The sequence below is a fragment of the Cellulomonas sp. NPDC055163 genome, from assembly GCF_053607065.1.
Map to the genome: position 1 here is coordinate 433,083 of NZ_JBSGSU010000002.1, position 23,516 is coordinate 456,598.

The window sequence follows — 23,516 nt, forward strand, 5'->3', positions numbered from 1 at the left end:
CGTTCACACACGACTTCCAGCGAGTGTAACCGCGGTCACAGAGCGTGTCTTGGAAGGCTTGCCTCACCTCCCGGCGCACCACTCCTGCACGCCCTGCGCACCGCCTGTCCACGACCGCTGCACGCGCGCGGCGCACGTCCGCGGGCGCCGGCGGCGGGCGGGGAGAGCGCCGTCAGGGACGCGTCGCGCGGTGCAGGGCGACGACCCCGCCGGTCAGGTTGCGGTACGCGACACCGTCCCAGCCGGCCCGGCGCAGCGTGCGCCCGAGCTCCTGCTGGTCCGGCCACGCACGGATCGACTCCGCGAGGTACACGTACGCGTCGGGCTCCTTCGACACCGCCCGGGCGACCGGCGGCAGCGCCCGCATGAGGTACTCCGTGTAGACCGTGCGGAACGGCTTCAGCGTGGGCGTCGAGAACTCGCACACGACGAGCCGCCCGCCCGGGCGCGTGACGCGCAGCATCTCGGCGAGCGCTCCCTCGGTGTCCACGACGTTGCGGAGCCCGAACGAGATCGTCACGGCATCGAACGACGCGTCCGCGAACGGCAGCTGCGTCGCGTTGCCGGCCACGAAGCCGAGATCGGGGCGGCGACGCTTGCCGACCGAGAGCATGCCGAAGGACAGGTCGCACGGGACGACGCGCACGCCCGCGTCCGCGAGCGGCTCGCTCGACGTGCCGGTCCCCGCCGCGAGGTCCAGGACGGTCTCCCCCGGCTGGGCCCCGAGCGCTGCGAGGGTCGCCCGGCGCCAGGCCCGGTCCTGCCCGAGCGAGATGACGTCGTTCGTCAGGTCGTAGCGGCGCGCGACGGCGTCGAACATCGTCGCGACGTCGCGGGGGTCCTTCTCGAGGCTGGCGCGGGGCATGTGGCCATCGTCTCAGGAGATCCACATGCTGCGGACCGTACCCTGAAGGCGATGACCAGCAGCCTGCCCGACGCCGTCCCGCACCCGCTCGTCGTGCGCACGGTCCCCCTCGACGGGCTCGAGGAGCTCGGCCGCGCGCGGCGCGGCGAGGTGGTCGGCGACGACCCTGCCGGTGCCCGGAGCCGGTCCGCGACCCCGGACCCGCGCGACCTCGTCGACCTGCTGCCCGCGGACGCACCGCTCGCCTGGGTGCGCCGCGGCGACGGGCTCGTCGCCTGGGGCGAGGCATTGCGGTTCGAGGTCGGCGGCGCGTCGCGGTTCACCGACGCCGAGGCCGCCTGGCGCGAGGTCCTCGCGCACGCGATCGTGCGCGACGAGGTCGGGCTCCCCGGCAGCGGGCCGGTCGCGTTCGCCTCGTTCGCGTTCGACGACGACTCCCCCGCGGGCGGCGTCGTCGTCGTCCCGCGCGTGGTCGTCGGGCGCCGCGGCGGACGCGCGTGGCTGACCACCATCGAGTCCGGCGGCCGGCTGCGCCCCGCGCCGTCGCTCGACGAGCTCGTCGGCGACCTGGACCCCGCGCCGTCGCCCGGTGCCGTCGCGTACGAGGACGGCGCCGTGCCGGCCGAGCCGTGGAAGGACGTCGTCGCGCGCGCGGTCGCCGCGATCCGTGCGGGCGAGGTCGACAAGGCCGTGCTCGCGCGCGACGTGTGCGCGCGCACCGAGCACCCGGTCGACGTGCGCTGGCCGCTCGGGCGGCTCGCCGAGCGGTACCCGTCGTGCTGGACCTTCTCGGTCGACGGCATGATCGGCGCGACGCCCGAGCTCCTCGTGCGCTCCGAGAAGGGCCTCGTGACGTCGCGCGTGCTCGCCGGCACGATCCGGCGGACCGGCGACGACGCCGCCGACCTCGGCCGCGCCGCGATCCTCGCGCACTCGTCGAAGGACCTCGAGGAGCACGAGTACGCGGTCGCGTCCGTCGGGCACGCGCTCGAGCCGTTCTGCTCCTCGATCAACGTGCCCGACGTGCCGTTCGTGCTGCACCTGCCGAACGTGCTGCACCTCGCGAGCGACGTGACGGGGGTCCTCGTCGGTGGCGCCGAGGCCTCCGCGGAGCACCCGACCAGCCTCGCCCTCGCCGCGGCGCTGCACCCGACCGCCGCGGTGTGCGGCACGCCGACGTCCGCGGCCCGCGAGCTCATCACGCGGATCGAGGGCATGGACCGCGCGCGCTACGCCGGCCCGGTCGGCTGGTTCGGGGGCGACGGCGACGGCGAGTGGGGCATCGCGCTGCGCTCCGCCGCGCTCGACCCCGAGGACAGCCGCCGCATCCGCCTGTTCGCGGGCTGCGGCATCGTCGCCGCGTCCGACCCGGCCGCCGAGCTCGCGGAGTCGGAGGCGAAGCTCGTGCCGATGCGCGACGCGCTCGCGTCGACCGGGGCACCGACGGGCTGACCCCCGTCGGCGCGAGCCCCCACGCACGACGGACGGCCGGCGCCCGAGGGCACCGGCCGTCCGCGTGGGGCCAGGACCGGCAGGGGTCCGGTCCTGCCCCTCCGGGCGCGCGGGGGGAGATGCGCGCCCGGAGGTCCGTCAGCCGTTCCCCTGGCCGCCACCCTGGCCCTGCTGCTGCTGCTGGAACCACTCCCAGAGCTGCTCGGGCGTCATGTCCTCGCTGTTCTCGGGGAGCTGCGGCTGCTGGTCCTGGCCCTGGCTCGTCGTGGTCTCCTCGCGGGCCGCGAGCGTCACCTCGACGTCGCGGGTCTGGTCGCCGCGCACGACCGTGAGGGTCGCCCCGTCACCCGCGGCGCGCTCGCGCACGTACGCGGTGAGCGACTCGGCACCCGCGACGGGGCGGCCGTCGATCGCCACGATGACGTCCTTCGCGGCCAGCTCGGCCTCGGAGGCCGGCGAGCCCGACGTCACCTCCTGGACCACCGCACCGCGACGCGTCACGCCGTCCGCGGTCGCCGTGCCGTCGCTCAGGGAGACACCGAGGAACGCGTGCTCCGCAGTGCCGTCCTCGACGAGCTGCGCGGCGATCTGCTTCGCCAGGTTGACGGGGATCGCGAACCCGAGCCCGATCGAGCCGGACTGGCTCGACAGCGTCGCGATCGACGACGTGATGCCGATGACGCGGCCCTGCGCGTCGAACAGCGGGCCGCCCGAGTTCCCCGGGTTCACCGCCGCGTCGATCTGGATCGCGTTCGTCACGACCGTGTCGGAGCTGCCCTGCTCGGAGGTCGAGACCGGGCGGTCGACCGCCGAGACGATCCCTGTCGTCGCCGTGTTCGCGAGACCGAGCGGGTTGCCGACCGCGAGCACCGCCTCACCGACGGTCACGTCGTCCGAGTCGCCGAACGCCGCGGGCGTCAGGTCGTCCGGGGCGTCGTCGAGGCGGATGACCGCGAGGTCCGTGGTCGGGTCCGTGCCCACGATCGACGCGGGGAAGATGCGCCCGTCCGAGAGCGTGACGCGGACCTCTCCCTCGCCGGCGCCCGCGACGACGTGGTTGTTCGTCACGATGTTGCCGTCCTCGTCGACGAGGACGCCCGAGCCCTGCGAGCCGCCCTGCTGCGTGGTCACCTCGATCGCGACGACCGACTTCTGGACGGCCGCGATGACCGCCTCCCAGTCCGGGTCGCCGGCGTCCGAGCCCTCGACGGGGACGTCGGCGTTCCGCGCCTGGCCGATCGACGTGAGCGACGCCGGGGTGGACGTGGTGCCGTCGTCGAGCGCGTCCGAGACGCCGATCGTGGTGAGCGTCGCGACGAGGGCCGCGGCCACCGCGGCGCCCGCGACGGGCAGCCACAACGGCCGTCCACGCTCCCGGGTCGCCACCGGGGGCTGCCCGCCCGGGCCGCCCGAGCCGCCGTGCTGGCCGGGACCGACGGGCTGACCCGGCACCCCGTACCGGGCCTCGTGCGCGGCGCGCAGGTCGGCGGGGGCCGCGGGGTGCGGCGGCAGGAACGGGTTGGTGCGATGCGGGGCCGGTCCGGGTACGGGAGCGGGGCCGGCGTAGCCGGCACCGGGCTGCCCCGGGGCGTGGCCCGCGGCACCGGGCTGCGGCGCCGCGGTCGCGGGCAGCGCCTGCGTCACCGGGTGCTGCGGTGCCGGGTGCTGCGGCGCCGGAGCAGCCGGCGCGGGGGCCGCCACCGGGAGCTGCTGCGTCTCCGCGTGCGGCGGCGTCGCGACGAGCGGCTGCGTCGGCGCCTCGTGCGGGCCGGGCTCGGGACGCGCGAGCGGCTGCGTGGCCGCGACCTGCGGGTGCGCGTCGCCGTGCGTGTCGGGGGTCGGTGCGGAGCTCTGCTCGCTCGTCGCGGGGGTGGGCCGGTCCTCGGGGCTCGGTGCGCCCGGGACGTCGGGGGTGCTGCTGCTCATGGTCGTCCTCCTTCTCCTGCACCATGAGACCCCGCACGCCTGAGCGCACGCTCGGGCGTCCCTGGGAGTTCGCTGCGAGTCCGCTCGGGGAGCGCGCCCTCCGCGCTCCACCGACGGCACCGGCCCGGCGGTCGGCCACCGCGCCCCACACCAGGCACCACCGGAGCGCGGGCCCGACGGCGCCGCAGCGGCCGCCGAGGTGCAGGTCAGCCCAGCGTGCGGTCGAGCGCGTCCCGGACCTCGGACTCGATCCGCTCCGAGAGCGCGCGGCGCCCGGCGCGGTCGACCCGCACCTCGACGACGCTGAGCCCCCGGCCGGGGGCAGCGAGCGCCGGCGCGAGGCCCTCGACGTCGCTCACGCGGGTGTGCCGCACGCCGTACGCCGCGCACAGCGCCGAGAGGTCGGCGCCGTGCGGGGTCGCGAAGACCCGCTCGAAGACCGTGGCGTGCTCGGGCGCACCGTGCTCGAGCGTCGCGAAGATCGAGCCGCCGTCGTCGTTCGCGACCACGAGCTGGAGGTCGGCCGTCGGTTCGAGCGGCCCGCGCAGCAGCCCGCCCGCGTCGTGCAGGAACGTCAGGTCGCCGACGAGCGCCCGCACGCGACGGTCGGGGAGGCCGAGCGCGACACCGATCGCGGTCGAGACGGTGCCGTCGATCCCCGCGAGCCCCCGGTTGGCGAGCACGAGGGCCGGGGAGTCCCAGGCGCCCATGAGGTCGAGGTCGCGCACCGGGTTGCTCGAGCCGACGACGAGCACGTCGCGCTGCTGCGTCGCGCGCACGACCTCGCGCGCCAGCACCGGGCCGGTCACGCGGGTCCCGCTGCGTGACGGCGCGGCTCGCGGGCCGGGGTCGAGCACCGAGTCGACCACGGCGGCGGCCGTCTTGCCCGCGGCGCGCCACGCGTCGAGCCACCCGGGCGGTCCGGCACGGCCGATCAGTGCTGCGGGGACCTCGGTGTGCACGTGGGTCGCGGCCCGCCCCGCGTCGGGCCAGTCGCGCCCGTGCGGGGCGACCACGACGAGCTCGACGTCGTCGCGCGCGAGCAGGCGCGAGACCGGGCGGGACAGCGTCGGGCGTCCGAGCACGACGGCGCGCCGCACCTGCCCGCCGAGCGCCGGGTGGCCGAGCAGGAGCCGGTACGCGGGGATCGCGTGCGAGCCGCCGAGCGCCCCCGACGACGGCTCCGCGAGCAGCGGCCAGTCGTTGGCCTCGGCGAGCAGCCGCGCCTGCGGCCCTGCGCCGTCGCCCGCGACGACGACCGTCGGCACGTCGTCGACCCGCGCCCCCTCGGTGACGGAGGCGACGAACGGCGCGGCCGCGCGCGGGGTGACGCGCACGAGCCCGTCCTCGGCCGGCGCCGGCCACGGCTCGTCGCCCGGCCCGAGCGGCTCGCGGTACGCGAGGTCGAGGTGCACGGGGCCGGGGTCGGCGGTGCGCGCCCCGACCGCGGCGGCGAGCGCGCGGGACACGACGTGGCGCAGGTCGCGGGGCTCGCCGGCGCGGCCGGTCGGCGCCGGGACGTCGGCGGCGAAGCGGACCGCCGCGCCGAACAGCCCGACCTGCTCGGTCGTCTGGTTGGCGCCCGTCCCGCGGAGCTCGTGCGGGCGGTCGGCGGTGACGAGGACGAGCGGGAGCCCGGCGTGCGCGGCCTCGAGCGCCGCCGGGTGCAGGTTCGCCGCCGCCGTCCCCGACGTCGTGACGACCGCGACCGGGCGCACGTCGCCGCGCGCGACCGAGGCCTTCGCCAGGCCGAGCGCGAGGAACGCCGCGGTGCGCTCGTCGATCCGCACGTGCAGCCGCAGCGCGGGTGCCCCCGCCGGGCGCTCACGGTCGGGCAGGGCCGCGTCCGCCAGCGCGTACGCGAGCGGCGCGCTGCGCGAGCCGGGGCTCAGCACGACGTCACGCACGCCGAGCGCCGCGAGGGCCTGCAGGAGCACGCGCGCCGACGCGGTCGCCGGGTGCGCGCTCGGGGTCGTCACCGTCCCACCGTAGACCGGGCCTCGACCTCGGCGAGGCGGGCCGACCAGCGCGCTCGCACGTCCTCGGGCGCCCGGGCGGCGTCGAGCGCGGCCGCGTCGACGTCGACCCGGCGGACCTCGAGCTGCCCGTCCACGGGGAGCAGCGGCTCGGGCGTGACGTCCGCGGTCAGCAGCTGCGCGGTCGCGAGCCCGCACGCGTACGGCAGGTGCGGCAGCGCCGCGGCGAGGGCGAGGCCGGCGGCGAGCCCGACGGAGCTCTCGAGCGCCGACGAGACGACGACCGGCAGCCCGGTCTCCTCCGCGAGCGCGAGGCACGCCCGCACCCCACCGAGCGGCTGGACCTTGAGCACCGCGATGTCGGCGGCGCGGGCGCGCACGACCGCCATGGGGTCCTCGGCGCGGCGGATCGACTCGTCGGCGGCCACGGGCAGGTCGACCGCGCGGCGGACCGCGGCGAGGCCCTCGACGGTCGGCACCGGCTGCTCGGCGTACTCGAGCCCGCCGGCCGCCCGGTCGAGGACGCGCAGGCGCGCGACCGCCGTCTCGACGTCCCAGCCGCCGTTGGCGTCCACCCGGATCGCACCGCCGGGCCCGAGCGCGTCGCGCACCGCCTCGAGGCGCTCGATCTCCTGCGCGAGGGTCTGGCCGCGCTCGGCGACCTTGACCTTGGCGGTGCGGCACCCGCCCGACGACGTCACGATGCGGTGCGCGGACGGCCCGTCGACCGCCGGGACCGTCACGTTGACCGGCACGTGCGTGCGCACCGGGTCCGGCCAGCCCTCGTCGGCGGCCTCCCGCGCGGCGCGCAGCCACGCGACCGACTCGTCGGCGTCGTAGTCCCAGAACGGGCTGAACTCGCCCCACCCGGCCGCGCCGCGCAGCAGCACGCCGTCGCGCACGTCGAGGCCACGGAAGCGGGTGCGCAGCGGCACGGAGTACACGTCGAGGGTCACGGGCCCAGGCTATGCGGGACCTACCCTGGTCCGGTGAGCGAGCTCCCCGCGCAGGTGTCCGAGACATTCGACCCGACCCGCTGGCGCACCGTCGCCGGGTTCGAGGACCTCACGGACCTCACCTACCACCGCGGGGTCGAGCGGCCCGGCGCCGGAGCCGGCCCCGACGCGGTCGAGAGGGACCTGCCCGTGGTGCGTGTCGCGTTCGACCGGCCCGAGGTGCGCAACGCGTTCCGCCCGCACACCGTCGACGAGCTCTACCGCGTGCTCGACCACGCCCGGATGTCCTCGGACGTCGGCACGGTCCTGCTCACCGGCAACGGCCCGAGCCCCAAGGACGGTGGGTGGGCGTTCTGCTCGGGCGGCGACCAGCGCATCCGGGGGCGCGACGGCTACCGGTACACGGGCGACCCCGACGCGCAGACCGCCGACGCGATCGACCCCGCGCGCGCGGGGCGCCTGCACGTCCTCGAGGTCCAGCGGCTGATCCGGACGATGCCGAAGGTCGTCGTCGCGGTCGTCGGCGGCTGGGCGGCCGGGGGCGGGCACTCGCTGCACGTCGTCGCCGACCTGACGATCGCCTCGCGCGAGCACGCGCGGTTCATGCAGACCGACGCGAACGTCGGGTCGTTCGACGGCGGCTACGGCTCGGCGCTGCTCGCGCGCCAGGTCGGCCAGAAGCGGGCGCGGGAGATCTTCTTCCTCGCGCGGGAGTACTCGGCGCAGGAGGCGTACGACTGGGGCTCGGTGAACGACGTCGTCGACCATGCGGACCTCGAGGACGCGGCGCTCGAGTACGCACGCGTCGTCGCGACGAAGTCGCCGCAGGCGATCCGCATGCTCAAGTTCGCGTTCAACCTCGCGGACGACGGGCTCGCGGGCCAGCAGGTGTTCGCGGGCGAGGCCACGCGGCTCGCCTACATGACGGACGAGGCGGTCGAGGGGCGCGACGCGTTCCTGCAGCGCCGCGACCCGGACTGGTCGGGGTTCGGGTACGCCTACTGACGGGTCGGGTGCCCGGGCCGGTGCGCGGCGGGGTGCCGGGTGGGGTGCCGGGTCAGGTGCCGGAGAACGCCCAGAGGGCGACCTGGACGACCTGCGCGAGCGCGTAGGAGGCGCCGAGGAGCAGCGCGGACAGGATGGTGACGGACGCGAGGACGGCGCCGAGCGAGTGCACCCGCTCGGCGCGCTCCTCGGCGCTCTCGGACGTGATCGTGGTCATGGCACCAGAGTGCGTGCGCGCCACGTGCGGCCGCATCGGCCCAGGGGACGGAGGTCGTCGCCCGGGGTCCACCGCGGGGAGCACAACCGCTCCGCCGGCGGTCATCCCGGGGGGTGAGGCCGTCCGGGCGACGGGCGCACGCGCACCGTCCCCGCGGCGTCTCAGCCGACCGTGAGGCTCCCGGAACCGGCGGGCACGAGCTCGACCCAGGTGGTCCCGGGCGCGAGCCGCGCGGGCGACCCGTCGGGCAGGAACAGGCGCATGGGCTGGTCGTCGGCGTCCTTCTGCCAATGCGCCTGGACGATCCTGCCGCCGGACGCGACGACCGCGTCGCCGGAGCCGACGAGCGTGTACGTCGGCACGGCGGCCCCGTTCTGCGCGCCGAAGCCCGTCGCGGGGTGGTCGGCGGTGATCGCCACGACGTTGGTCGCGGAGAGCCGTGCGCCGCTCGCGCCGACCGCCGGCGCGGTCCCCTCCGACCTCAGCCACGACGTGCCGTCCCACGTCCACGACGGGCTCGACGCCGGCGAGAGCCGGAAGGCGAGCGTGCTGGCGGGCGTCCCCCCGACCACGGCGGCGGCCCGGTCGAGCGAGCGGGCGAACTCGAACTGCTCGGCGGGAGGTGCCTGGTGGCCGGCGTCGGCGAGCCGCCAGAACGTCTCGGGGTTGCCGTAGACGTTGTGGGGCGCCGAGCGGGCACGGGTCCGGTACATGCCCTCGACGCCCGCGTCGTGGCTCAGGGTCTGGACACCGCTGGCCGCGACGAGGTCGAGGATCCCCTCCTGCCCGCCCGAGTACGCGAGCAGGCCGTGCAGCGGGGCGGTCACGGGCGGGTCCATGGGCCGGACGGAGCGGATGGGCCCGACCTCGGCCGGGACCTGCGAGTGGAAGACCGCGATGAGCCGGGAGACGTCGAACTCGACGATCGTCTCCCACACCACGTCGGCCTGCTCGAGCCCGCTCTGCGGCCGCGCGACCGCCGTGTTCTCGATCTTGACCGCCAGGGCCGGGCGTGCGGCGGGCTCGCCCGGCATCCCGGTCAGCGGCCACGTCGGCGGGACGACGGGGGCCGGTGCGGCTCCCTTCGCGGGCGCGATCGTCGGGCTGACCGTCACGGTCTCGGGCGCCGGGGCCACCGCCTCGGGCGAGCCGCACGCCGCGAGCGCGAGCACCGCACCCGCGAGCGTCGCCGCGACCCGGGCCGTGCGCCCCCGCCCGTCCAGCCGCGCCGTGTCCGTCCGCCCGCTCAGCACCATGCCGTCCCCCTCGTCGTCATGTCCTGCCGCCTTCGCACCGCCGGCTCAGCCGACGGTCACCGCACCGGTGCCGTTGGGCACGAGCTCGACCCAGGTCGCACCGGGTGCGAGCCGTACGTCCGTGCCGTCGGCGGTCGCGAGCGTCAGGGGCGCGTCCGTGGACGCCTTGGACCAGGTCGCGGCGAGCGTCCGGCCGCCCGTCGCGACGAGCGCCTCGCCCGAGCCGACGAGCTTGGTCTCCGGGACAGGGCTGCCGGCCGGGTCGACCGTGCCCGACGCCACGAGGTCGACGCGCAGCGTCACGACGTTCGTCGCCGCGAGCCGCGAGCCCGACGCGGAGGACGCGGGGGTCCCGGACTCCGAGCGCAGCCACGTCCCGTCCGCCGCGCTCCACTCCCACGACGGCTTCGAGTACGACGACATGGTCACCGCGACCTGCGCCGCGGGCGTGCCCGCGACGGCCGCGGTGGCGAGCTCCGGGCGACGCGCGAAGTGGAACTGCTCGGGCGGGGACGCGGCGTGCCCGGCGTCCGCCTGGCCCAGGAACGCCGACGGGTCACCGAAGACGTTGTGCGGGGCGGCGCGGCCCTTCGTCCGGTAGAAGCCGTCGTTGCCGGCGTCGTGGCTCACGGTCTGCAGGCCCGCGGCGGAGAGCGCCTCGACGAAGCCCGGCTGCCCGCCCGAGAACGCGATGACGCCGTGCAGCGGCGACGCGATGGCGGGGTCCATCGGGCGAACGGAGCGGATCGGGCCGACCTCGGCCGGGACGGTCGAGTGGAAGACCGCGACGAAGCGGGTCACCCCGCCCTCGACGACCTGCTCCCAGACGACGTCCGCCTGGTCGAGGCCCGTCTGCGGGCGGACCTCCTTGGGGTTCTCGATCTTGACCGCGAGCGCGGGACGCTCGACGAGCTCGCTCGACGGCATCCCCGTGAGCACCCAGCGCGGCGGCACGACCGGTGCCGGTGCGGCGTGCTTCGCGGGCGTGATGACCGGCGGCAGCGTCACGGGCGGGTCGGTCGGGGCGTCCGTGCCGCCCGAGCAGGCACCGAGCAGGGCGACGAGCCCGAGGACGACGGCGGCTCGGGTGCGCGCGTGCCGGGCGGGGCGCGGGGGCGCGGACTGCGCTGACGGCGCGGACGTGGGCACGGGCGAGCTCCTTCGTTCCCGGGTGGGCGGCCGGGTCGGCCACACTCTACGGTCCCGCCTACGCTGGCCCGGTGAGCCGTCCGGTCCGCTGCGTGCCCGTGTCGTCCGGTCCGGGCGGCACCCCGGGCACGGCGTCGCCCACCGGCGGCCCGCTCCACGAGCTCCGCGCGGCGCTGGCCGCGGCGCTCGACGGCACCGGCCCGGCGGTGCTGCCCGTGCCCGCCGACGAGCCCCTGCCGGACGACCCCGGCTCGGTTCCGGGCGACGTCGCGCTCGTCGTACGGACCTCGGGCTCGACGGGCGCGCCGCGGGACGTGCTGCTGTCCGCGGCGGCGCTGCGCGCGTCGGGCGAGGCCACCGCGGCGCGGCTCGGGGGGCACGGCCGCTGGCTGCTCGCGCTGCCGGCGGTGCACGTCGCCGGGCTCCAGGTGCTGGTCCGGTCGCTGCTCGCGGGGACCGAGCCGGTCGTCCTGCCGCCCGGGCCGTTCCGCGTGGAGGCGTTCGAGCGGGCGGTGCGCGCGCTGGACGAGCCGGGCGGCGGTACTCCGGCGGGGCCGGACGGCGGCGGCGCTCCAGCAGGGCCGGACGGCGGCGGTACTCCGGCAGGGCCGGGCAGGTCCCGGTCCGCGCCCCCGGCCCCGGGTCCCGTGGTGCGCGCGCCGGGCGGCCCGTCCGCCGGCCCGGTCCGCCGGTACACCTCCCTCGTGCCGACGCAGCTGCACCGGCTGCTCGGCTCGCCCCCCGCGCTGGACGCGCTGCGCACGTTCGACGCCGTGCTCGTCGGCGGCGCCGCCACGGCCGCCGGGCTGCTGGCGGACGCGCGGGCCGCGGGCGTGCGGGTCGTGACGACCTACGGGATGTCGGAGACGTGCGGGGGCTGCGTGTACGACGGCGTGCCGCTCGACGGGGTCGACGTCGACGTCGACGCGACCGGGCGGGTCCTGCTCGCGGGGCCCGTGCTCGCGGCCGGGTACCGCGACCGGCCCGACCTCGACGCGGAGGCGTTCGTCGAGCGCGGCGGCCGGCGGTGGCTGCGGACCGGGGACCTCGGCGAGCTCGGGACCGGCGCCGCCGCGGACGACGCGGCCGCCCGGCGGGGGGCGCCCGTGCTGCGCGTGCTCGGGCGCGCGGACGACGTGCTCGTGACCGGCGGGTCGAAGGTGGCCCCCGCCGCGGTCGAGCGGGTCCTCGGCGGACTGGACGGTGTGGCGGACGTGTGCGTCGTCGGGCTGCCCGACCCGGAGTGGGGGCAGTCGGTGACCGCCGTGCTCGTGCTGCACGACGGTGCCCGCGCCCCGGCCCACGACGACGTCCGGGCCGCCGTCGCGCGTAGCCTGGGCCACGCCGCGGCGCCCCGTGCCGTGGTCGTGGTGGAGTCCCTGCCGCTGCGCGGACCCGGCAAGCCCGACCGTGCCGCGGTCGCCCGGCTGGCCGCGGGCCGGCTCGGGCGCTGACCCCGGTCCCCGGCGCTCGCCCGAACTCAGCACCACGGCACCCCCACGACCCCCAGCACCGCGCACGCGGCGCCACCCGACAGGAGCACGATGGCCACGACGTCCGAGTGGATCGCCGGTGCGCGCCCGCGCACGCTGCCCGCGGCGGCCGCGCCGGTGCTCGTCGGCACCGGCGCCGCCGCGCAGCTCGACCAGGCGCACCTCGGCCGGGCGCTGCTCGCGCTCGGCGTCGCGCTCGCTCTCCAGGTCGGCGTCAACTACGCGAACGACTACTCCGACGGCGTCCGCGGCACGGACACGGAGCGGGTCGGGCCCATGCGGCTCACCGCGTCCGGGGCGGCCCGGCCGGCGCAGGTGCGGCTCGCCGCGTTCGCCGCCCTCGGGGTCGGCGCGGTGCTCGGGCTCGTGCTCGTCGTGCTCACCGGCCAGTGGTGGCTGCTCGCGGTCGGGGCGCTCGCCGTCGCGGCCGCGTGGTTCTACACCGGAGGGCGGCGCCCGTACGGGTACCGCGGGCTCGGCGAGGTCGGCGTCTTCGTGTTCTTCGGGCTCGTCGCGGTGCTCGGCACGACATACACCCAGGCGGACCGCATCTCGTGGGTCGCGGTCGCCGGCGCCGTCGGCGTGGGGCTGCTCGCGTGCGCGCTGCTCATGGTCAACAACCTGCGCGACATCCCGACCGACGTGCTCGTCGGCAAGCGCACGGTCGCGGTCCGGCTCGGCGACCACCGGGCCCGGCGCGCCTACGCGCTCCTCGTGACCGTGCCGCTGCTGCTCGGGGTCGCGTGCGCGTTCGTCGCCCCCGGAGCCCTGCTCGTGCTGGTGCTCGCGCTACCCGCGGGGGTCCTCGCGGTCACCGTGATCCTCGGGGCGCGCGGCATCGCGCTCGTCCCGGTGCTCGCCGGCACCGGCCTCCTCGAGCTGGGCTACGGGATCCTGCTCGGCGTCGGCCTCGCGCTCTGACGCCGGTGCGCCCGCGCCCGCCGTGGTGAGCACCGTCCTGCCGGAGGGCGACGTCGCCGCATCCGCGGAGCCGGGTGACGCCACGCCCGCGTCGAGCGCGTGCTGCGCGGCGTCCGCGTCGAGCGACGCGGCGGCGGGGGTGACCGGCGGCGCAGCGACGGGTGCGCCGGGGACACCCGGCCCGGTCGCGGCGAGAGCGGCGTCGACCGCGGCGTCCTCCGCGGTGTCGTCGTCGAGCTCGCGCTGCGAGCGGCCCGAGCGCGCCGCCCTCGCCTGCGTGCGCTCGGCGATCTCGAGCGCGGCCGCGTCACGGGGCCCGGCGAGCAGCACGTAGGACAGGCCCCAGGCGAGGAACGTCGCGACGAGGAACGCCACCCACAGGCCGGCACCGGCCCAGTAGAGCCCGGCGAAGCACACGGCGAGCAGCCCGAGCCGCATGAGGGAGTAGGTCAGGACGCGCACCTCCCCAGCCTAGGCGGCACCGCTCGGGGGTCGCGAACCGCCGTCGGCGAACTACTGTGGCCGGGTGCGCAACCTCTTCGCCCTCGTGGTCGTCGGCCTGATCGTGTACACGGTCATCGACGTCGCACGCAGCGACGAGCGCGAGCGCCTCGGCCTGCACAAGGCGCTGTGGGTCGCCTTCATGGTGCTGGTGCCGGTCATCGGCTCGGTCACGTGGCTGCTCGTCCGGCGCACGCCCGGGCGCCGCACCGGGCGGGGTCCGGGCCTCGGGACGGTGCCGCAGGCGCCGCTCGCCCCCGACGACGACCCGGAGTTCCTCTGGCGCCTCGAGCAGGACCGTCGGCGGCGCGAGCGCGAGGCCGGCGGGACCGGCGCCGGCGAGCCCGCCGACCCGACGGACCCGCCGTCGTCGGGCCCCTCCTCCACGAGCTGACGCCCACCCGCAGGCGGGGTCGCGCAGGCGGGGTCGCGCACCGCCGACCGCGCACCCGGCCCCGGGGTGGCGGCGCGAGCACGCACCGCGCGCCCCCAGCGCTGAGAGCCCGAGCTGCTGCCGGGGCCCTTGGTGTCAGAGCCCCGAGTAGCTGTGCTTCCCCGTGACGAACAGGTTCACGACCGTGAAGTTCGCGAGCACCACGGCGTACCCGACGAAGACCACGTACGCCGCACGCCGCCCGCTCCACCCGCGCGTCGTGCGGGCGTGCAGGTAGGCGGCGTAGACCACCCACGCGACGAACGTGCCGACCTCCTTGGGGTCCCAGCCCCAGTACCGCCCCCAGGCGTGCTCGGCCCAGATCGCGCCGCCGATCAGCGTGAACGTCCACAGCACGAAGCCGATCGCGTTGAGCCGGAACGAGAAGGCCTCGAGCTCGCGCGCGGAGGGTGCCGAGCGCAGCCACGCCCACGCGGGGCCGGTCACGCGCCACCGGTGCAGGGCGCCCGGCCTCCCTGCCTGCGCGGCGGCGCCGGCGCGGCTGCGCCCGGACTCGCGCGCGTCCTGGAGCACCTGGAGCACCGCGGCGGCGAACCCGACGGTGAACACCCCGGTGGCGATGATCGCGACACCGACGTGCAGCACGAGCCAGTAGCTCTGCAGGGCCGGCTGGACCGCGTCGGCCTGCACGAACAGCACGGTCAGCGCGAGCGCGAGCGCGAGCACCCCGATGCCGAGCACCACGACGCCGAGGAACGGGATGAAGCGGCGGCGCTGGACCACCACGAGCACGAGGACGGCGATGAAGGCCCCCACGAGCGCGAACTCGTACATGTTCGCGGTGGGCCACCGCCCGGCGGCGACGCCGCGCGTCACGATCCCGGCGAGCAGGAGCGCGGCGCCCGTCACGGAGGTCGAGCGCGCGATCCCCGCGGCCTTCGGGGACCCCTCGGGACGCACGTCGGGCGGCACGTCGGACGCGGCGGCTGCCGGGCCGGCGGGCGCCCCCGCGGTCGCCAGCTCGCGGGCCGTCGGGACGCGGCGCGACGCCTCGGCGAGCCGGGCGAGGGCCACGGTCGACGCGACGAACGCGACGGTCAGCGCGGTCATCGCGGCCCACACGAGCAGGGAGCTGAGGTCGCCCACGGTCATGGCTTGGTCTCTTCCGCCGGTGCGCGCGGGGTGGCGCGCGGGATGGGTGCGGGCTGCGCCGGGTCCGCGCCGCCCACGGGTTCGAGCGCGAGGGCGCCCACGATCTCGTCGAGCTCGGCCTGGAGGCCGACGTCGTCGCCGCGCGCGAGGGCCGCGGCACTCACCACTGTACGTCCGGGGTGCTCGCCGTCGGGTGCCGCGCGGACCCACACGCGACGCCGCGGCGTGAACAGCGAGACCCCGAGGCCGGCGAACGCGAGCAGCGCGAAGACCAGCACGAACGGCAGCGCAGGGTCGCGGCGCAGGTCGAGCGCGACGAACCGCGGGAGGTCCCGCAGCTCGATCGTGCCGAGCCCGTCGGGCAGCTCGACGGTCTCACCCGGGCGGACGTACAGCGTCACGGGGGTGCCGTCGGGCTCGGTGACCTGCTCCATGCCGGTGTCGTCGAGCTCGTAGACGTTCTGCGGCACCCCGTCGTCGAGCCCGAGGTCGCCCTGCCAGACGGCGAGCACGAGCACGGGGTCCGTCGGCTGCGGGTCGACCGAGCGCCAGATCGTGTCGGTGAGCTGCTGCGCGGTCGGCAGCAGCGAGCCGACGAGCCCGATCTGCGACTGGCCGCCCGAGACGTCGGGGACCTTGATGACGCCCTGCGACGTGTAGACCTCGTCCTGCGGGAGGAACGGCACGGGCCCGGAGAACGCGACCTCGCCGGCGGCGTCGCGCACCACGACGTCGGGCGCGTACCCGTTGCCCTGCAGGTAGACCTTGGCCCCGCCGGCCGTGAGCGGGTGGTTGACCTTGATGGTCTCCGCGGTCGGCGCGCTCCCGGGCTCGGTGAGCGTGACCTCGGCGAGGAAGTCACGCGACTGGAGCGTCTCGGGGTCGAACTCCGACGTGAACCGGTCGAGCCGCAGGGTGAACGGCACGAGGTCCGCGGGTTCGAACGCGCCGCCCGCCTCGAACGTGTCGTAGTCGCTCTGGGCGTTCGCGAAGCCGCGGCCCTCGACGACGATCGCCTGCCCGCGGAAGTGCAGGAGCTGGCCCGTCGCGATCGAGATGAGCAGCCCGACGAGCGCGAGGTGGAACAGGAGGTTGCCGGACTCGCGCAGGTAGCCCCGCTCCGCGGACACCGTCCACGTGTCGGGACCTGCGGCGTCGCCACCGACCGCGCCGGCCGCCCCGGCGGCGCCCGTCGCCCCGGCGGCGCCCGTCGTCCCGGTGGCGCCCGTCGCACCGGTCGGGTCGCCCGCGGAGCCCTCGACCGGGCCGGGTGCGTCCTCGCGGCGCACGTCGACGCGGTACCGCGGCAGCCGGGCGACCCGGCCGCGCAGCGCGCTCGCGGCCGCACGCACGACCGCCTCCGGGGACTGGTCGCTCGCCCCGCCGGCCCGCGCGGGGAAGCGGTCGAACCGGCGCGGGGTGCGGGGCGGGCGGGCGCCGAGGGCGCGCAGGTGGGCGCGCGTGCGCGGCAGGATGCAGCCGACGAGCGAGACGAACAGCAGCAGGTAGATCGCCGAGAACCAGGCCGAGGAGTAGACGTCGAACATGCCGGCGCGCTCGAGCCACGGCCCGGCGGTCGGGTGGTCGACGAGGTACTGCGCGACGCGCTCCGGCGCCTGGGAGCGCTGCGGCCACACCGAGCCCGGCACGGCAGCGACCGCGAGGAGCATGAGCAGCAGGAGCGCGACGCGCATGCTCGTGAGCTGGCGCCACGCCCAGCGCAGCCAGCCGGTGGCGCCGAGCTGCGGGAGCGTCGGCGGGGCCGGTGAGGTGCCGGCCGGGTCGGACCGGTCGGACGCGCCCATGGGGGCGTACGCGTCGTCGAGGCCCTCGGGCGTGTAGGTGCTCATCAGACCACCGGCACGAAGACGTCGGCGCCGGTCACGAGCCCTTGGAGCCACTGCGCCCAGGTGCCCCACACGCCCGTGACGAGCGCGACGCCCAGCAGCACGAGCAGCCCTCCCCCGGCGCGCATGACCGCGAGGCGGTGGCGCCGCAGCAGCTCGTGCGCGCGGCGGCTGCGCGCCGTGCCGAGCGCGAGCAGCAGGAACGGCAGCCCGAGGCCGAGGCAGAACGCGACGGACAGCACCGCACCGCGCCCGGCCGAGCCGCCGTCGAGCGACAGCGCGGTGATCGCCACGAGCGTCGGACCGATGCAGGGGGTCCAGCCGAGGCCGAACACGATGCCGAGCAGCGGGGCGCCCCACAGCCCGGCGCGGGGGCTCAGGTGCGCGCGGCGCTCCTGCTGCAGGAACGGCACGAAGCCGAGGAACGCGAGCCCCATGACGACGACGACCGCGCCGAGCACGCGGCTGACCGGGTCCTGCCAGTCGCGCAGGACCCCGCCGAGCGAGCCGGCGAGCACCCCGAGCAGCACGAACACCAGCGTGAACCCCGCGACGAACAGCCCGACGCCCGCGAGGAGCCGGCGGCGGTCGGGTGCGGGCGCGGTGCCGGTCGACGCAGCGCCGGACCGCGCCGTGCCGGGCGACGCCTGGATGGACGACGCGCCGCCTGCCGGGCGGCCGGTCGACGCCGTGCCGGACGGCGCGGTTCCCGTCGGCACCGGCCCCGGTGGGCCCGTACCGCTCACCGCGGTCCCGGACGCGACAGGGGCGGGCGCACCCGCGGTGACCCGCCGCGGGCCGAGCGTCGCCGCGGACATCCCGCCGAGGTAGCCGAGGTAGCCGGGCACGAGCGGCAGCACGCAGGGCGACGCGAACGCGACGAACCCCGCGACGAGCGCGACCGGCACCGCGAGCAGCAGGGACCCGGAGAAGGCGGTGGTCCGGAACGCGTCGCCGAGGTCCGCGGCGACCCCGCCGGCAGCGAGCACGCCGTGCGCGGCCCCGAGCAGGCCCGGCGCCGCGCCGGTCACGTCGTCGCGCCCGGCTGCTCGGCGAGCACGTCGTCGAGGATCGCGCGCAGCGTCGACCCCTCGGCGATGCCGAGGATGCGCGCGGCGACGCGACCCTCGCGGTCGAGCACGACGGTGGTCGGCACGGCCTGGACCGGCACCGTGCCCTGGAGCGCCGCGATCGCGGTCCCGTCGGTGTCGGCGATGCTCGGGTAGGGCACCTCGAACGTGCGCTGGAACGCCTCGGCGGCGCCCGCGTCGTCGGTCCCGTTGATGCCGAGCAGGTGCACACCCTGGTCCGCGTACCCGGTCGCGACGTCCACCAGGTCGGGCGCCTCGGCGCGGCACGGCGGGCACGCGGCGTACCAGGTGTTGAGGACGACGACGTCCCCGCGCCATGCCGCGACGTCCTGCGCCTCGCCGGCGAAGTCGGTGCCCGAGAGCTCGACGGGCTCGGACCGGTCGGCCGCCGACCACACCTTCCGGGAGCCGTCGCCCGACTCGTACCCCTGCCCGACGACGTCGTCGGGTGCGTTGGTCTCGTCCGCCGTGCACGCTCCGAGCAGCCCGAGCGCGAGCACGAGCCCGGCGGCGCCCGCGGTCGCCTGCACCCCGCGTCCGGTCCGACCGGCAGCCCGCGAGGTCACGCGCCGGCCACCCGCGCCGCGCCGGGCAGCAGCTCGGCGGCGGGCTCGCTGTACGTCAGGCCCGTGAAGCGGTCGTCCTCGTAGTGCAGCGACGTGAGCGAGGCCAGCGAGCACTGCCGCCGGCGCGGGTCGTGCCAGAGCCGCCGGTTCTCGAACGCGAGGCGCGTGACCCAGATGGGCAGCTGGTGGCTGACGAGCACGGCCTGGTGGCCGCGGGCGGCCTCCCGTGCGGCGTCGAGCGCGGCGCGCATGCGCGCGACCTGAGCCTGGTACGGCTCCCCCCACGACGGGCGGAACGGGTTGCGCAGCAGCGGCCAGTGCTGGGGGTGGCGCAGCGACCCGTCGCCGACCCCGAAGGTCATGCCCTGGAACTGGTTCTCGGCCTCGAGCAGGTTCTCGTCCGTGCGGACCTCGACGCCGAACGCGGCGGCGATGGGGCCGGCGGTCTCCTGCGCGCGCTGCAGCGGGGAGGCGATGACGACCGTGACGTCCGCACGGTCGGCGGCGCGCCCGCCCGCGAGGTGCTCGGCGACGAGCGCCGCCATGGCGTGGCCCCGCTCGGAGAGGTGGTAGCCCGGCAGGCGCCCGTAGAGCACGCCCGTGGGGTTGTGGACCTCGCCGTGACGCAGGAGGTGCAGGGTGGTGGCGACCATGGTCCCAGTGTCGCAAACGTGGCTGTGTGCTGGGTCCGGCGGCGGCGTGAGATGGGCGACGTCCGGAGCGGGAACCTGCCGCCGGACGCGGGGTCAGCGGCGGGCCCGGCCCCCGGATCCGCCGGCCGACGACCGGGGACGTGCCGCGGTCCGCAGGTGCTCGATGACGACGCCCATCGCCTCGCCCAGCGCGGCGAGCTGGGCGGGGGTCAGGACGTCGACGAGGTTGGCGCGCACCGCCTCGACGTGCCCGGGCGCGGCGTCGACGATCCGCTGCCAGCCGGCGTCCGTCATCGTGCAGTTGACGCCGCGGGCGTCCTCGGCGCACGGGGTGCGGGCGACGAGGCCCTCGCTCTCCATGCGGCGGATGGTGTGCGTGAGGCGGCTCCGGGAGTGCGCGAGCTCCCCGGCGAGCTCGGACATCCGCAGCGTGCGGCCCGGCGCCTCGGAGAGCCGCACGAGGACCTCGTACTCGCCGAGCGAGAGCCCGCTGTCGTCGTCGAGCTCGCGACCGAGGACGTCGAGGAGCAGCGCCGTGCCGTCGCGGAACGCGCGCCAGTGCGTCTGCTGCTCGGACGAGAGCCAGCGGACGTCCGCGCTGTTCTCGGTCCGGGTGTCGGTGCTGGTCATGGGGTCTCCGGGGGTCGGGCTCGGGGCGGGGCGCGAGGGCTGCGCGGGGGGACGGGCGAGGAGCGTGGTGTGTCCGAACCACGCTAGGGGGTTGCGCGACGTCGCTCAGTGTAGTAGAAATCTCAACTAACAGTTCCTTGACGGTTCAAGTAACGACTTCCCGAGGAGATCACCATGAGCACCACCTCCACCGCGGTCCCGTCCGAGCTCACCACGGGCACCTGGGCCGTCGACGCGTCGCACAGCGAGGCCGCGTTCACCGTCCGTCACGCCGGCATCTCGAAGGTCCGCGGCACCGTCGCGATCACCTCGGGCAGCGTCGTCGTCGGCGAGGACCTCGCGTCCACGTCCGTCACCGCGACGCTCGACCCCTCGTCGATCAGCACCGGCGACGCGGGCCGCGACGGCCACCTCAAGACCGCGGACTTCTTCGACGTCGAGCAGTTCGGCGAGTGGACCTTCGCCTCGACCGCCGTGCGCCCCGCCGGGTCCGACCACGTCATCGTCGGCGACCTGACGATCCACGGCGTGACCCGTGAGGTCGAGCTCGCGACCGAGTTCAGCGGCACCGCGGTCGACCCGTTCGGCAACACGCGCGCCGGCTTCGAGGCCACGACGACGATCTCGCGCAAGGACTTCGGGCTCACCTGGAACGCGGCGCTCGAGGCCGGCGGCGTGCTCGTCAGCGACAAGGTCGTCATCACGATCGACGCGTCGATCATCAAGCAGGCGTGACACCCGCCTGACGCACTCCCGGCCCCCGGGCCACCGCGCACCCGCGTGCGCACCGCAGCCTCCTCGGGCGCGGCGACCGTCCCCCCGGTCGTCGCGCCCGAGGTCTGTCCGGGCCCGGCGCCGGGCTCAGGACATCGACCGCGCCTGGTCGTGGAACGCCAGGATCTGCAGCTCCGAACCGAGGTCGACCGAGCGCACGTCCACGCCGTCGGGCACCTGCAGCGCGCGCGGGGCGAAGTTGAGGATCCCCCGCACGCCCGCCGCGACGAGCTGCTCGCACACGTCCTGCGCCGCACCGGCCGGGACGGTGATCACGGCCATCGTCGCGCCGCCCTCGCGCACGACGTCCGCGAGCCGCTCGGCGGGCTCGACGCGCAGGCCCGCGACCCGGGTGCCGACGACGCCCGGGTCCGCGTCCACGAGCCCCACGACCACGAACCCCCGCTCGGTGAAGCCCGGGTAGTTCGCGAGCGCGTGGCCCATGTTCCCGAGCCCGACGATGACGACCGGGCGCTGCCGCGTCAGCCCGAGCACGACCCCGATCTGCCCCCGCAGGTGCGCGACGTCGTAGCCGACCCCGCGGGTCCCGTGCGACCCGAGGAACGACAGGTCCTTGCGCAGCTGCGCGGGGCTCACGCCGGCCACGTCCGCGAGCGCGTCCGACGACGCGGTCCGCACCCCCTGGGCCTCGACCTCCGCGAGCGCACGCAGGTACCCGGGGAGCCGCGCGACGGTCGACGGTGGCACGGTGCGCGCGGCCGGACGCACCAGCGGCGCGGCGTCGCGCAGCGGTGCGTCGTCGCGCAGCGGTGCGTCGGTGGGGCCGGGCGGAGGGGCGCCCATCACCGACCCCCCGGGATGGTCCTCGGGGCGGGTGAGGACGTCGGGGGTCCCGCAGCGAGGGCCTGGCGGACCCGCGTGCCGTCGATGCGCCAGTAGCCCTGGCGGACCCCGTCGACCTCGACGACCGGCACGAGCTCGCCGTAGGCGTCGAGCACCGGCTCGCCGCTCGCCAGCGGCGGCGCTCCCGGCGCGTCGACGTCGACCTCGCGCCAGCCCGCGCCCGCCTCGGCGCACACCGCGCGCACGAGCTCGCGTGCCTCGTCGCACAGGTGGCAGCCCGCACGGCCGTAGAGCACGACGCGCTCCGGTGCGGCGGCGGGTCCGGACGGGTCGGCGGGATGCACGTCCCCAGCCTAGGACGGCTCGTTAGAGTGACGGGGTGCCCGAGCCGACAACGCCCGACGAGGTCGCCGCCGCCGGTGCGGCCGTCGTCCCGCACATCGTGGCGGCGCCCGACGCCCCACCACGAGCCGAGGGGCGCGAGCGCACCGCGAGCCCGGGCGCGGACGTCGAGGGGGTGGGCACCGAGCACCACCCCCGGGTCGGCGCGTTCTTCGACGTCGACAACACGATCATCCGCGGAGCGAGCGCGTTCCACCTCGCCGTGGGCCTGTACCGCCGCGGGTTCTTCCGCAAGCGCGACCTGCTCTCGTTCGGGCTGCACCAGTCCCGGTACCAGCTGTTCGGCGAGAACCTCGGCCAGATCGACGAGGTGCGCTCGCGGGCACTGTCGATCATGACCGGGCACTCGGTCGCCGAGGTGACCGCCATCGCCGAGGACGTGTACGACGAGGTGCTGTGCCTGCGGATCTACCCGGGCACCCAGAAGCTCCTCGACGAGCACATCGCCGCCGGTCACCAGGTGTGGCTGGTCACCGCGACCCCGGTCGAGGTCGGCGAGCTCATCGCCCGCCGGCTCGGCGTCACCGGCGCCCTCGGCACGATCGCCGAGCACAAGGACGGCTTCTACACCGGCTACCTCGTCGGCGACCTGCTGCACGGCGAGGCCAAGGCCAGCGCGGTGCGGGCGCTCGCGGAGCGCGACGGGCTCGACCTGACGCAGTCGTACGCGTACGGCGACTCGACGAACGACGTGCCGATCCTGTCCGAGGTCGGCTTCCCGTGCGCGATCAACCCGGACGGGCGCCTGCGCCGGCACGCGCGCGAGGTCGGCTGGCCGATCCGCGAGTTCCGCGGCCGCCGGCGTGCGGCACGGCGCGGCGTCAACGCCGCGAGCCTCGCCGGGCTCGCGTGGGTCGGCGGGCTGGTGTTCCGGGCGATCCGGCGGGCGGTGCGCCCGTGAGCGCGCGGGTGCGCCGCGCGGTGCCCGACGACGCCGACGCCCTCGCCGCCCTCGCCGCGATCACGTTCCCGCTCGCGTGCCCGCCGGGGTCGACACGCGAGTCGCAGCAGGCGTTCATCGCGAAGGTCCTGTCGCCCGGGCGGTTCGCGGAGTACCTCGCGGACCCGGCGCGGACCCTGCTCGTGGCGCACGACGACGCGGTCCCGCAGCCGGTCGGCTACACGATGCTCGTCGAGGGCGAGCCCGGCGACGCGGACGTGCGTGCGGCGGTCCGCCTGCACCCGACCGTCGAGCTCTCGAAGTGCTACGTGCTGCCGGGGCACCACGGGCAGGGCGTCGCGACGCTGCTCATGGCGGCGACGCTCGACGCCGCGCGGCGCACCGGGGCGGCGGGCGTGTGGTTGGGCGTGAACCAGCAGAACCTGCGCGCACAGGCGTTCTACCGGCGGGCCGGGTTCGAGGTCGTCGGGACCAAGCGGTTCCTGGTCGGGGACCGGCTCGAGGACGACTTCGTGCTCGAGCGCGTGCTGCGCGGCGAGGTCGCCACGGGGACCGCCGACGCCTGACCGGCGCGCGCGGACCTCG

At 76.6% G+C, this 23,516-nt stretch carries 23 protein-coding genes and 1 pseudogene; 8 read left to right on the top strand and 16 right to left on the bottom strand.

Annotation, left to right across the window (positions count from 1 at the left end):
* Nucleotides 1–172 precede the first annotated feature (172 nt).
* Nucleotides 173–865: a demethylmenaquinone methyltransferase gene (locus tag ACWFNE_RS05705; protein WP_452121462.1), complete on the bottom strand. Its 693-nt coding sequence runs from the start codon at nt 863–865 to the stop codon at nt 173–175.
* 51 nt (nt 866–916) lie between these two features.
* Here ACWFNE_RS05705 and ACWFNE_RS05710 point away from each other — a divergent pair, with 51 nt between their 5' ends.
* A complete protein-coding gene (locus tag ACWFNE_RS05710) occupies nt 917–2,317 on the top strand; it encodes an isochorismate synthase (RefSeq protein WP_452121463.1) in 1,401 nt (466 codons plus the stop codon).
* Between the two features lie 138 nt (nt 2,318–2,455).
* On the opposite strand, the gene ACWFNE_RS05715 is transcribed toward ACWFNE_RS05710, so the two are convergent.
* From ACWFNE_RS05715 to ACWFNE_RS05725, 3 genes are all read right to left on the bottom strand, one after another.
* Nucleotides 2,456–4,243 carry a trypsin-like peptidase domain-containing protein gene (locus ACWFNE_RS05715; protein WP_452121464.1) on the bottom strand — a complete coding sequence of 596 codons (1,788 nt, stop codon included), beginning with the start codon at nt 4,241–4,243 and terminating at the stop codon, nt 2,456–2,458.
* Nucleotides 4,244–4,449: 206 nt separating this feature from the next.
* Nucleotides 4,450–6,222 carry a 2-succinyl-5-enolpyruvyl-6-hydroxy-3-cyclohexene-1-carboxylic-acid synthase gene (gene menD / locus ACWFNE_RS05720; protein ID WP_452121465.1) on the bottom strand — a complete coding sequence of 591 codons (1,773 nt, stop codon included), beginning with the start codon at nt 6,220–6,222 and terminating at the stop codon, nt 4,450–4,452.
* Nucleotides 6,219–7,175 (bottom strand): o-succinylbenzoate synthase, encoded by a 957-nt coding sequence (locus ACWFNE_RS05725; RefSeq protein ID WP_452121466.1) that lies wholly within the window; start codon nt 7,173–7,175, stop codon nt 6,219–6,221. The genes menD and ACWFNE_RS05725 overlap by 4 nt, the downstream gene beginning before the upstream one ends.
* Nucleotides 7,176–7,208: 33 nt before the next feature.
* Here ACWFNE_RS05725 and ACWFNE_RS05730 point away from each other — a divergent pair, with 33 nt between their 5' ends.
* Nucleotides 7,209–8,180, top strand: coding sequence for a 1,4-dihydroxy-2-naphthoyl-CoA synthase (locus ACWFNE_RS05730; RefSeq protein WP_452121467.1), 972 nt, complete (start codon nt 7,209–7,211; stop codon nt 8,178–8,180).
* Nucleotides 8,181–8,232: 52 nt separating this feature from the next.
* On the opposite strand, the gene ACWFNE_RS05735 is transcribed toward ACWFNE_RS05730, so the two are convergent.
* The 3 genes from ACWFNE_RS05735 to ACWFNE_RS05745 form a co-directional block, all read right to left on the bottom strand.
* Entirely contained in the window at nt 8,233–8,397 is a 165-nt protein-coding gene (locus ACWFNE_RS05735; RefSeq protein ID WP_452121468.1) for a hypothetical protein, read from the bottom strand.
* A gap of 161 nt (nt 8,398–8,558) precedes the next feature.
* Nucleotides 8,559–9,653, bottom strand: a complete 1,095-nt coding sequence (locus ACWFNE_RS05740) for a DUF3048 domain-containing protein (RefSeq protein WP_452121469.1) — start codon at nt 9,651–9,653, stop codon at nt 8,559–8,561.
* Between the two features lie 45 nt (nt 9,654–9,698).
* On the bottom strand, nt 9,699–10,802 hold the full coding sequence (locus ACWFNE_RS05745; RefSeq protein ID WP_452121470.1) for a DUF3048 domain-containing protein: 1,104 nt from the start codon (nt 10,800–10,802) through the stop codon (nt 9,699–9,701).
* Nucleotides 10,803–11,008: 206 nt separating this feature from the next.
* Here ACWFNE_RS05745 and ACWFNE_RS05750 point away from each other — a divergent pair, with 206 nt between their 5' ends.
* Nucleotides 11,009–12,256 carry an AMP-binding protein gene (locus ACWFNE_RS05750; protein ID WP_452121571.1) on the top strand — a complete coding sequence of 416 codons (1,248 nt, stop codon included), beginning with the start codon at nt 11,009–11,011 and terminating at the stop codon, nt 12,254–12,256.
* A 90-nt stretch (nt 12,257–12,346) separates the two neighbouring features.
* On the top strand, nt 12,347–13,216 hold the full coding sequence (locus ACWFNE_RS05755) for a 1,4-dihydroxy-2-naphthoate polyprenyltransferase (RefSeq protein ID WP_452121471.1): 870 nt from the start codon (nt 12,347–12,349) through the stop codon (nt 13,214–13,216).
* 279 nt (nt 13,217–13,495) lie between these two features.
* Here ACWFNE_RS05755 and ACWFNE_RS05760 read toward each other — a convergent pair.
* A pseudogene (locus ACWFNE_RS05760) lies at nt 13,496–13,678 on the bottom strand (DUF4229 domain-containing protein); the annotation flags it as partial.
* A gap of 64 nt (nt 13,679–13,742) precedes the next feature.
* On the opposite strand from ACWFNE_RS05760, the gene ACWFNE_RS05765 reads away from it, so the two are divergent.
* A complete protein-coding gene (locus ACWFNE_RS05765; RefSeq protein WP_452121472.1) occupies nt 13,743–14,111 on the top strand; it encodes a PLDc N-terminal domain-containing protein in 369 nt (122 codons plus the stop codon).
* Between the two features lie 135 nt (nt 14,112–14,246).
* On the opposite strand, the gene ccsB is transcribed toward ACWFNE_RS05765, so the two are convergent.
* From ccsB to ACWFNE_RS05795, 6 genes are all read right to left on the bottom strand, one after another.
* Entirely contained in the window at nt 14,247–15,263 is a 1,017-nt protein-coding gene (gene ccsB, locus ACWFNE_RS05770) for a c-type cytochrome biogenesis protein CcsB (RefSeq protein ID WP_452121473.1), read from the bottom strand.
* Nucleotides 15,260–17,113 carry a cytochrome c biogenesis protein ResB gene (resB, locus tag ACWFNE_RS05775; RefSeq protein ID WP_452121474.1) on the bottom strand — a complete coding sequence of 618 codons (1,854 nt, stop codon included), beginning with the start codon at nt 17,111–17,113 and terminating at the stop codon, nt 15,260–15,262. The genes ccsB and resB overlap by 4 nt, the downstream gene beginning before the upstream one ends.
* On the bottom strand, nt 17,113–18,141 hold the full coding sequence (locus tag ACWFNE_RS05780) for a cytochrome c biogenesis protein CcdA (protein WP_452121475.1): 1,029 nt from the start codon (nt 18,139–18,141) through the stop codon (nt 17,113–17,115). Before ACWFNE_RS05780 ends, resB begins: the two co-directional genes overlap by 1 nt.
* Nucleotides 18,138–18,731 carry a TlpA family protein disulfide reductase gene (locus tag ACWFNE_RS05785; protein WP_452121476.1) on the bottom strand — a complete coding sequence of 198 codons (594 nt, stop codon included), beginning with the start codon at nt 18,729–18,731 and terminating at the stop codon, nt 18,138–18,140. The genes ACWFNE_RS05780 and ACWFNE_RS05785 overlap by 4 nt, the downstream gene beginning before the upstream one ends.
* A 32-nt stretch (nt 18,732–18,763) precedes the next feature.
* On the bottom strand, nt 18,764–19,420 hold the full coding sequence (locus ACWFNE_RS05790; protein WP_452121477.1) for a histidine phosphatase family protein: 657 nt from the start codon (nt 19,418–19,420) through the stop codon (nt 18,764–18,766).
* Between the two features lie 93 nt (nt 19,421–19,513).
* Entirely contained in the window at nt 19,514–20,050 is a 537-nt protein-coding gene (locus tag ACWFNE_RS05795; RefSeq protein WP_452121478.1) for a MarR family winged helix-turn-helix transcriptional regulator, read from the bottom strand.
* Between the two features lie 174 nt (nt 20,051–20,224).
* Here ACWFNE_RS05795 and ACWFNE_RS05800 point away from each other — a divergent pair, with 174 nt between their 5' ends.
* Nucleotides 20,225–20,785: a YceI family protein gene (locus ACWFNE_RS05800; protein WP_452121479.1), complete on the top strand. Its 561-nt coding sequence runs from the start codon at nt 20,225–20,227 to the stop codon at nt 20,783–20,785.
* A 126-nt stretch (nt 20,786–20,911) separates the two neighbouring features.
* Here the strand turns inward: ACWFNE_RS05800 and ACWFNE_RS05805 are convergent, their stop codons facing one another.
* Both ACWFNE_RS05805 and ACWFNE_RS05810 read right to left on the bottom strand, forming a co-directional pair.
* Nucleotides 20,912–21,628 (bottom strand): redox-sensing transcriptional repressor Rex, encoded by a 717-nt coding sequence (locus ACWFNE_RS05805; RefSeq protein WP_452121480.1) that lies wholly within the window; start codon nt 21,626–21,628, stop codon nt 20,912–20,914.
* Complete coding sequence (locus tag ACWFNE_RS05810) at nt 21,628–21,972, bottom strand: glutaredoxin family protein (RefSeq protein WP_452121481.1); 345 nt, start codon at nt 21,970–21,972, stop codon at nt 21,628–21,630. The genes ACWFNE_RS05805 and ACWFNE_RS05810 overlap by 1 nt, the downstream gene beginning before the upstream one ends.
* Before the next feature lie 35 nt (nt 21,973–22,007).
* Here ACWFNE_RS05810 and ACWFNE_RS05815 point away from each other — a divergent pair, with 35 nt between their 5' ends.
* Together ACWFNE_RS05815 and ACWFNE_RS05820 are read left to right on the top strand one after the other, a co-directional pair.
* Nucleotides 22,008–22,931 (top strand): HAD family hydrolase, encoded by a 924-nt coding sequence (locus ACWFNE_RS05815; RefSeq protein WP_452121482.1) that lies wholly within the window; start codon nt 22,008–22,010, stop codon nt 22,929–22,931.
* Nucleotides 22,928–23,497: a GNAT family N-acetyltransferase gene (locus ACWFNE_RS05820; protein ID WP_452121483.1), complete on the top strand. Its 570-nt coding sequence runs from the start codon at nt 22,928–22,930 to the stop codon at nt 23,495–23,497. Before ACWFNE_RS05815 ends, ACWFNE_RS05820 begins: the two co-directional genes overlap by 4 nt.
* Nucleotides 23,498–23,516 lie beyond the last annotated feature (19 nt).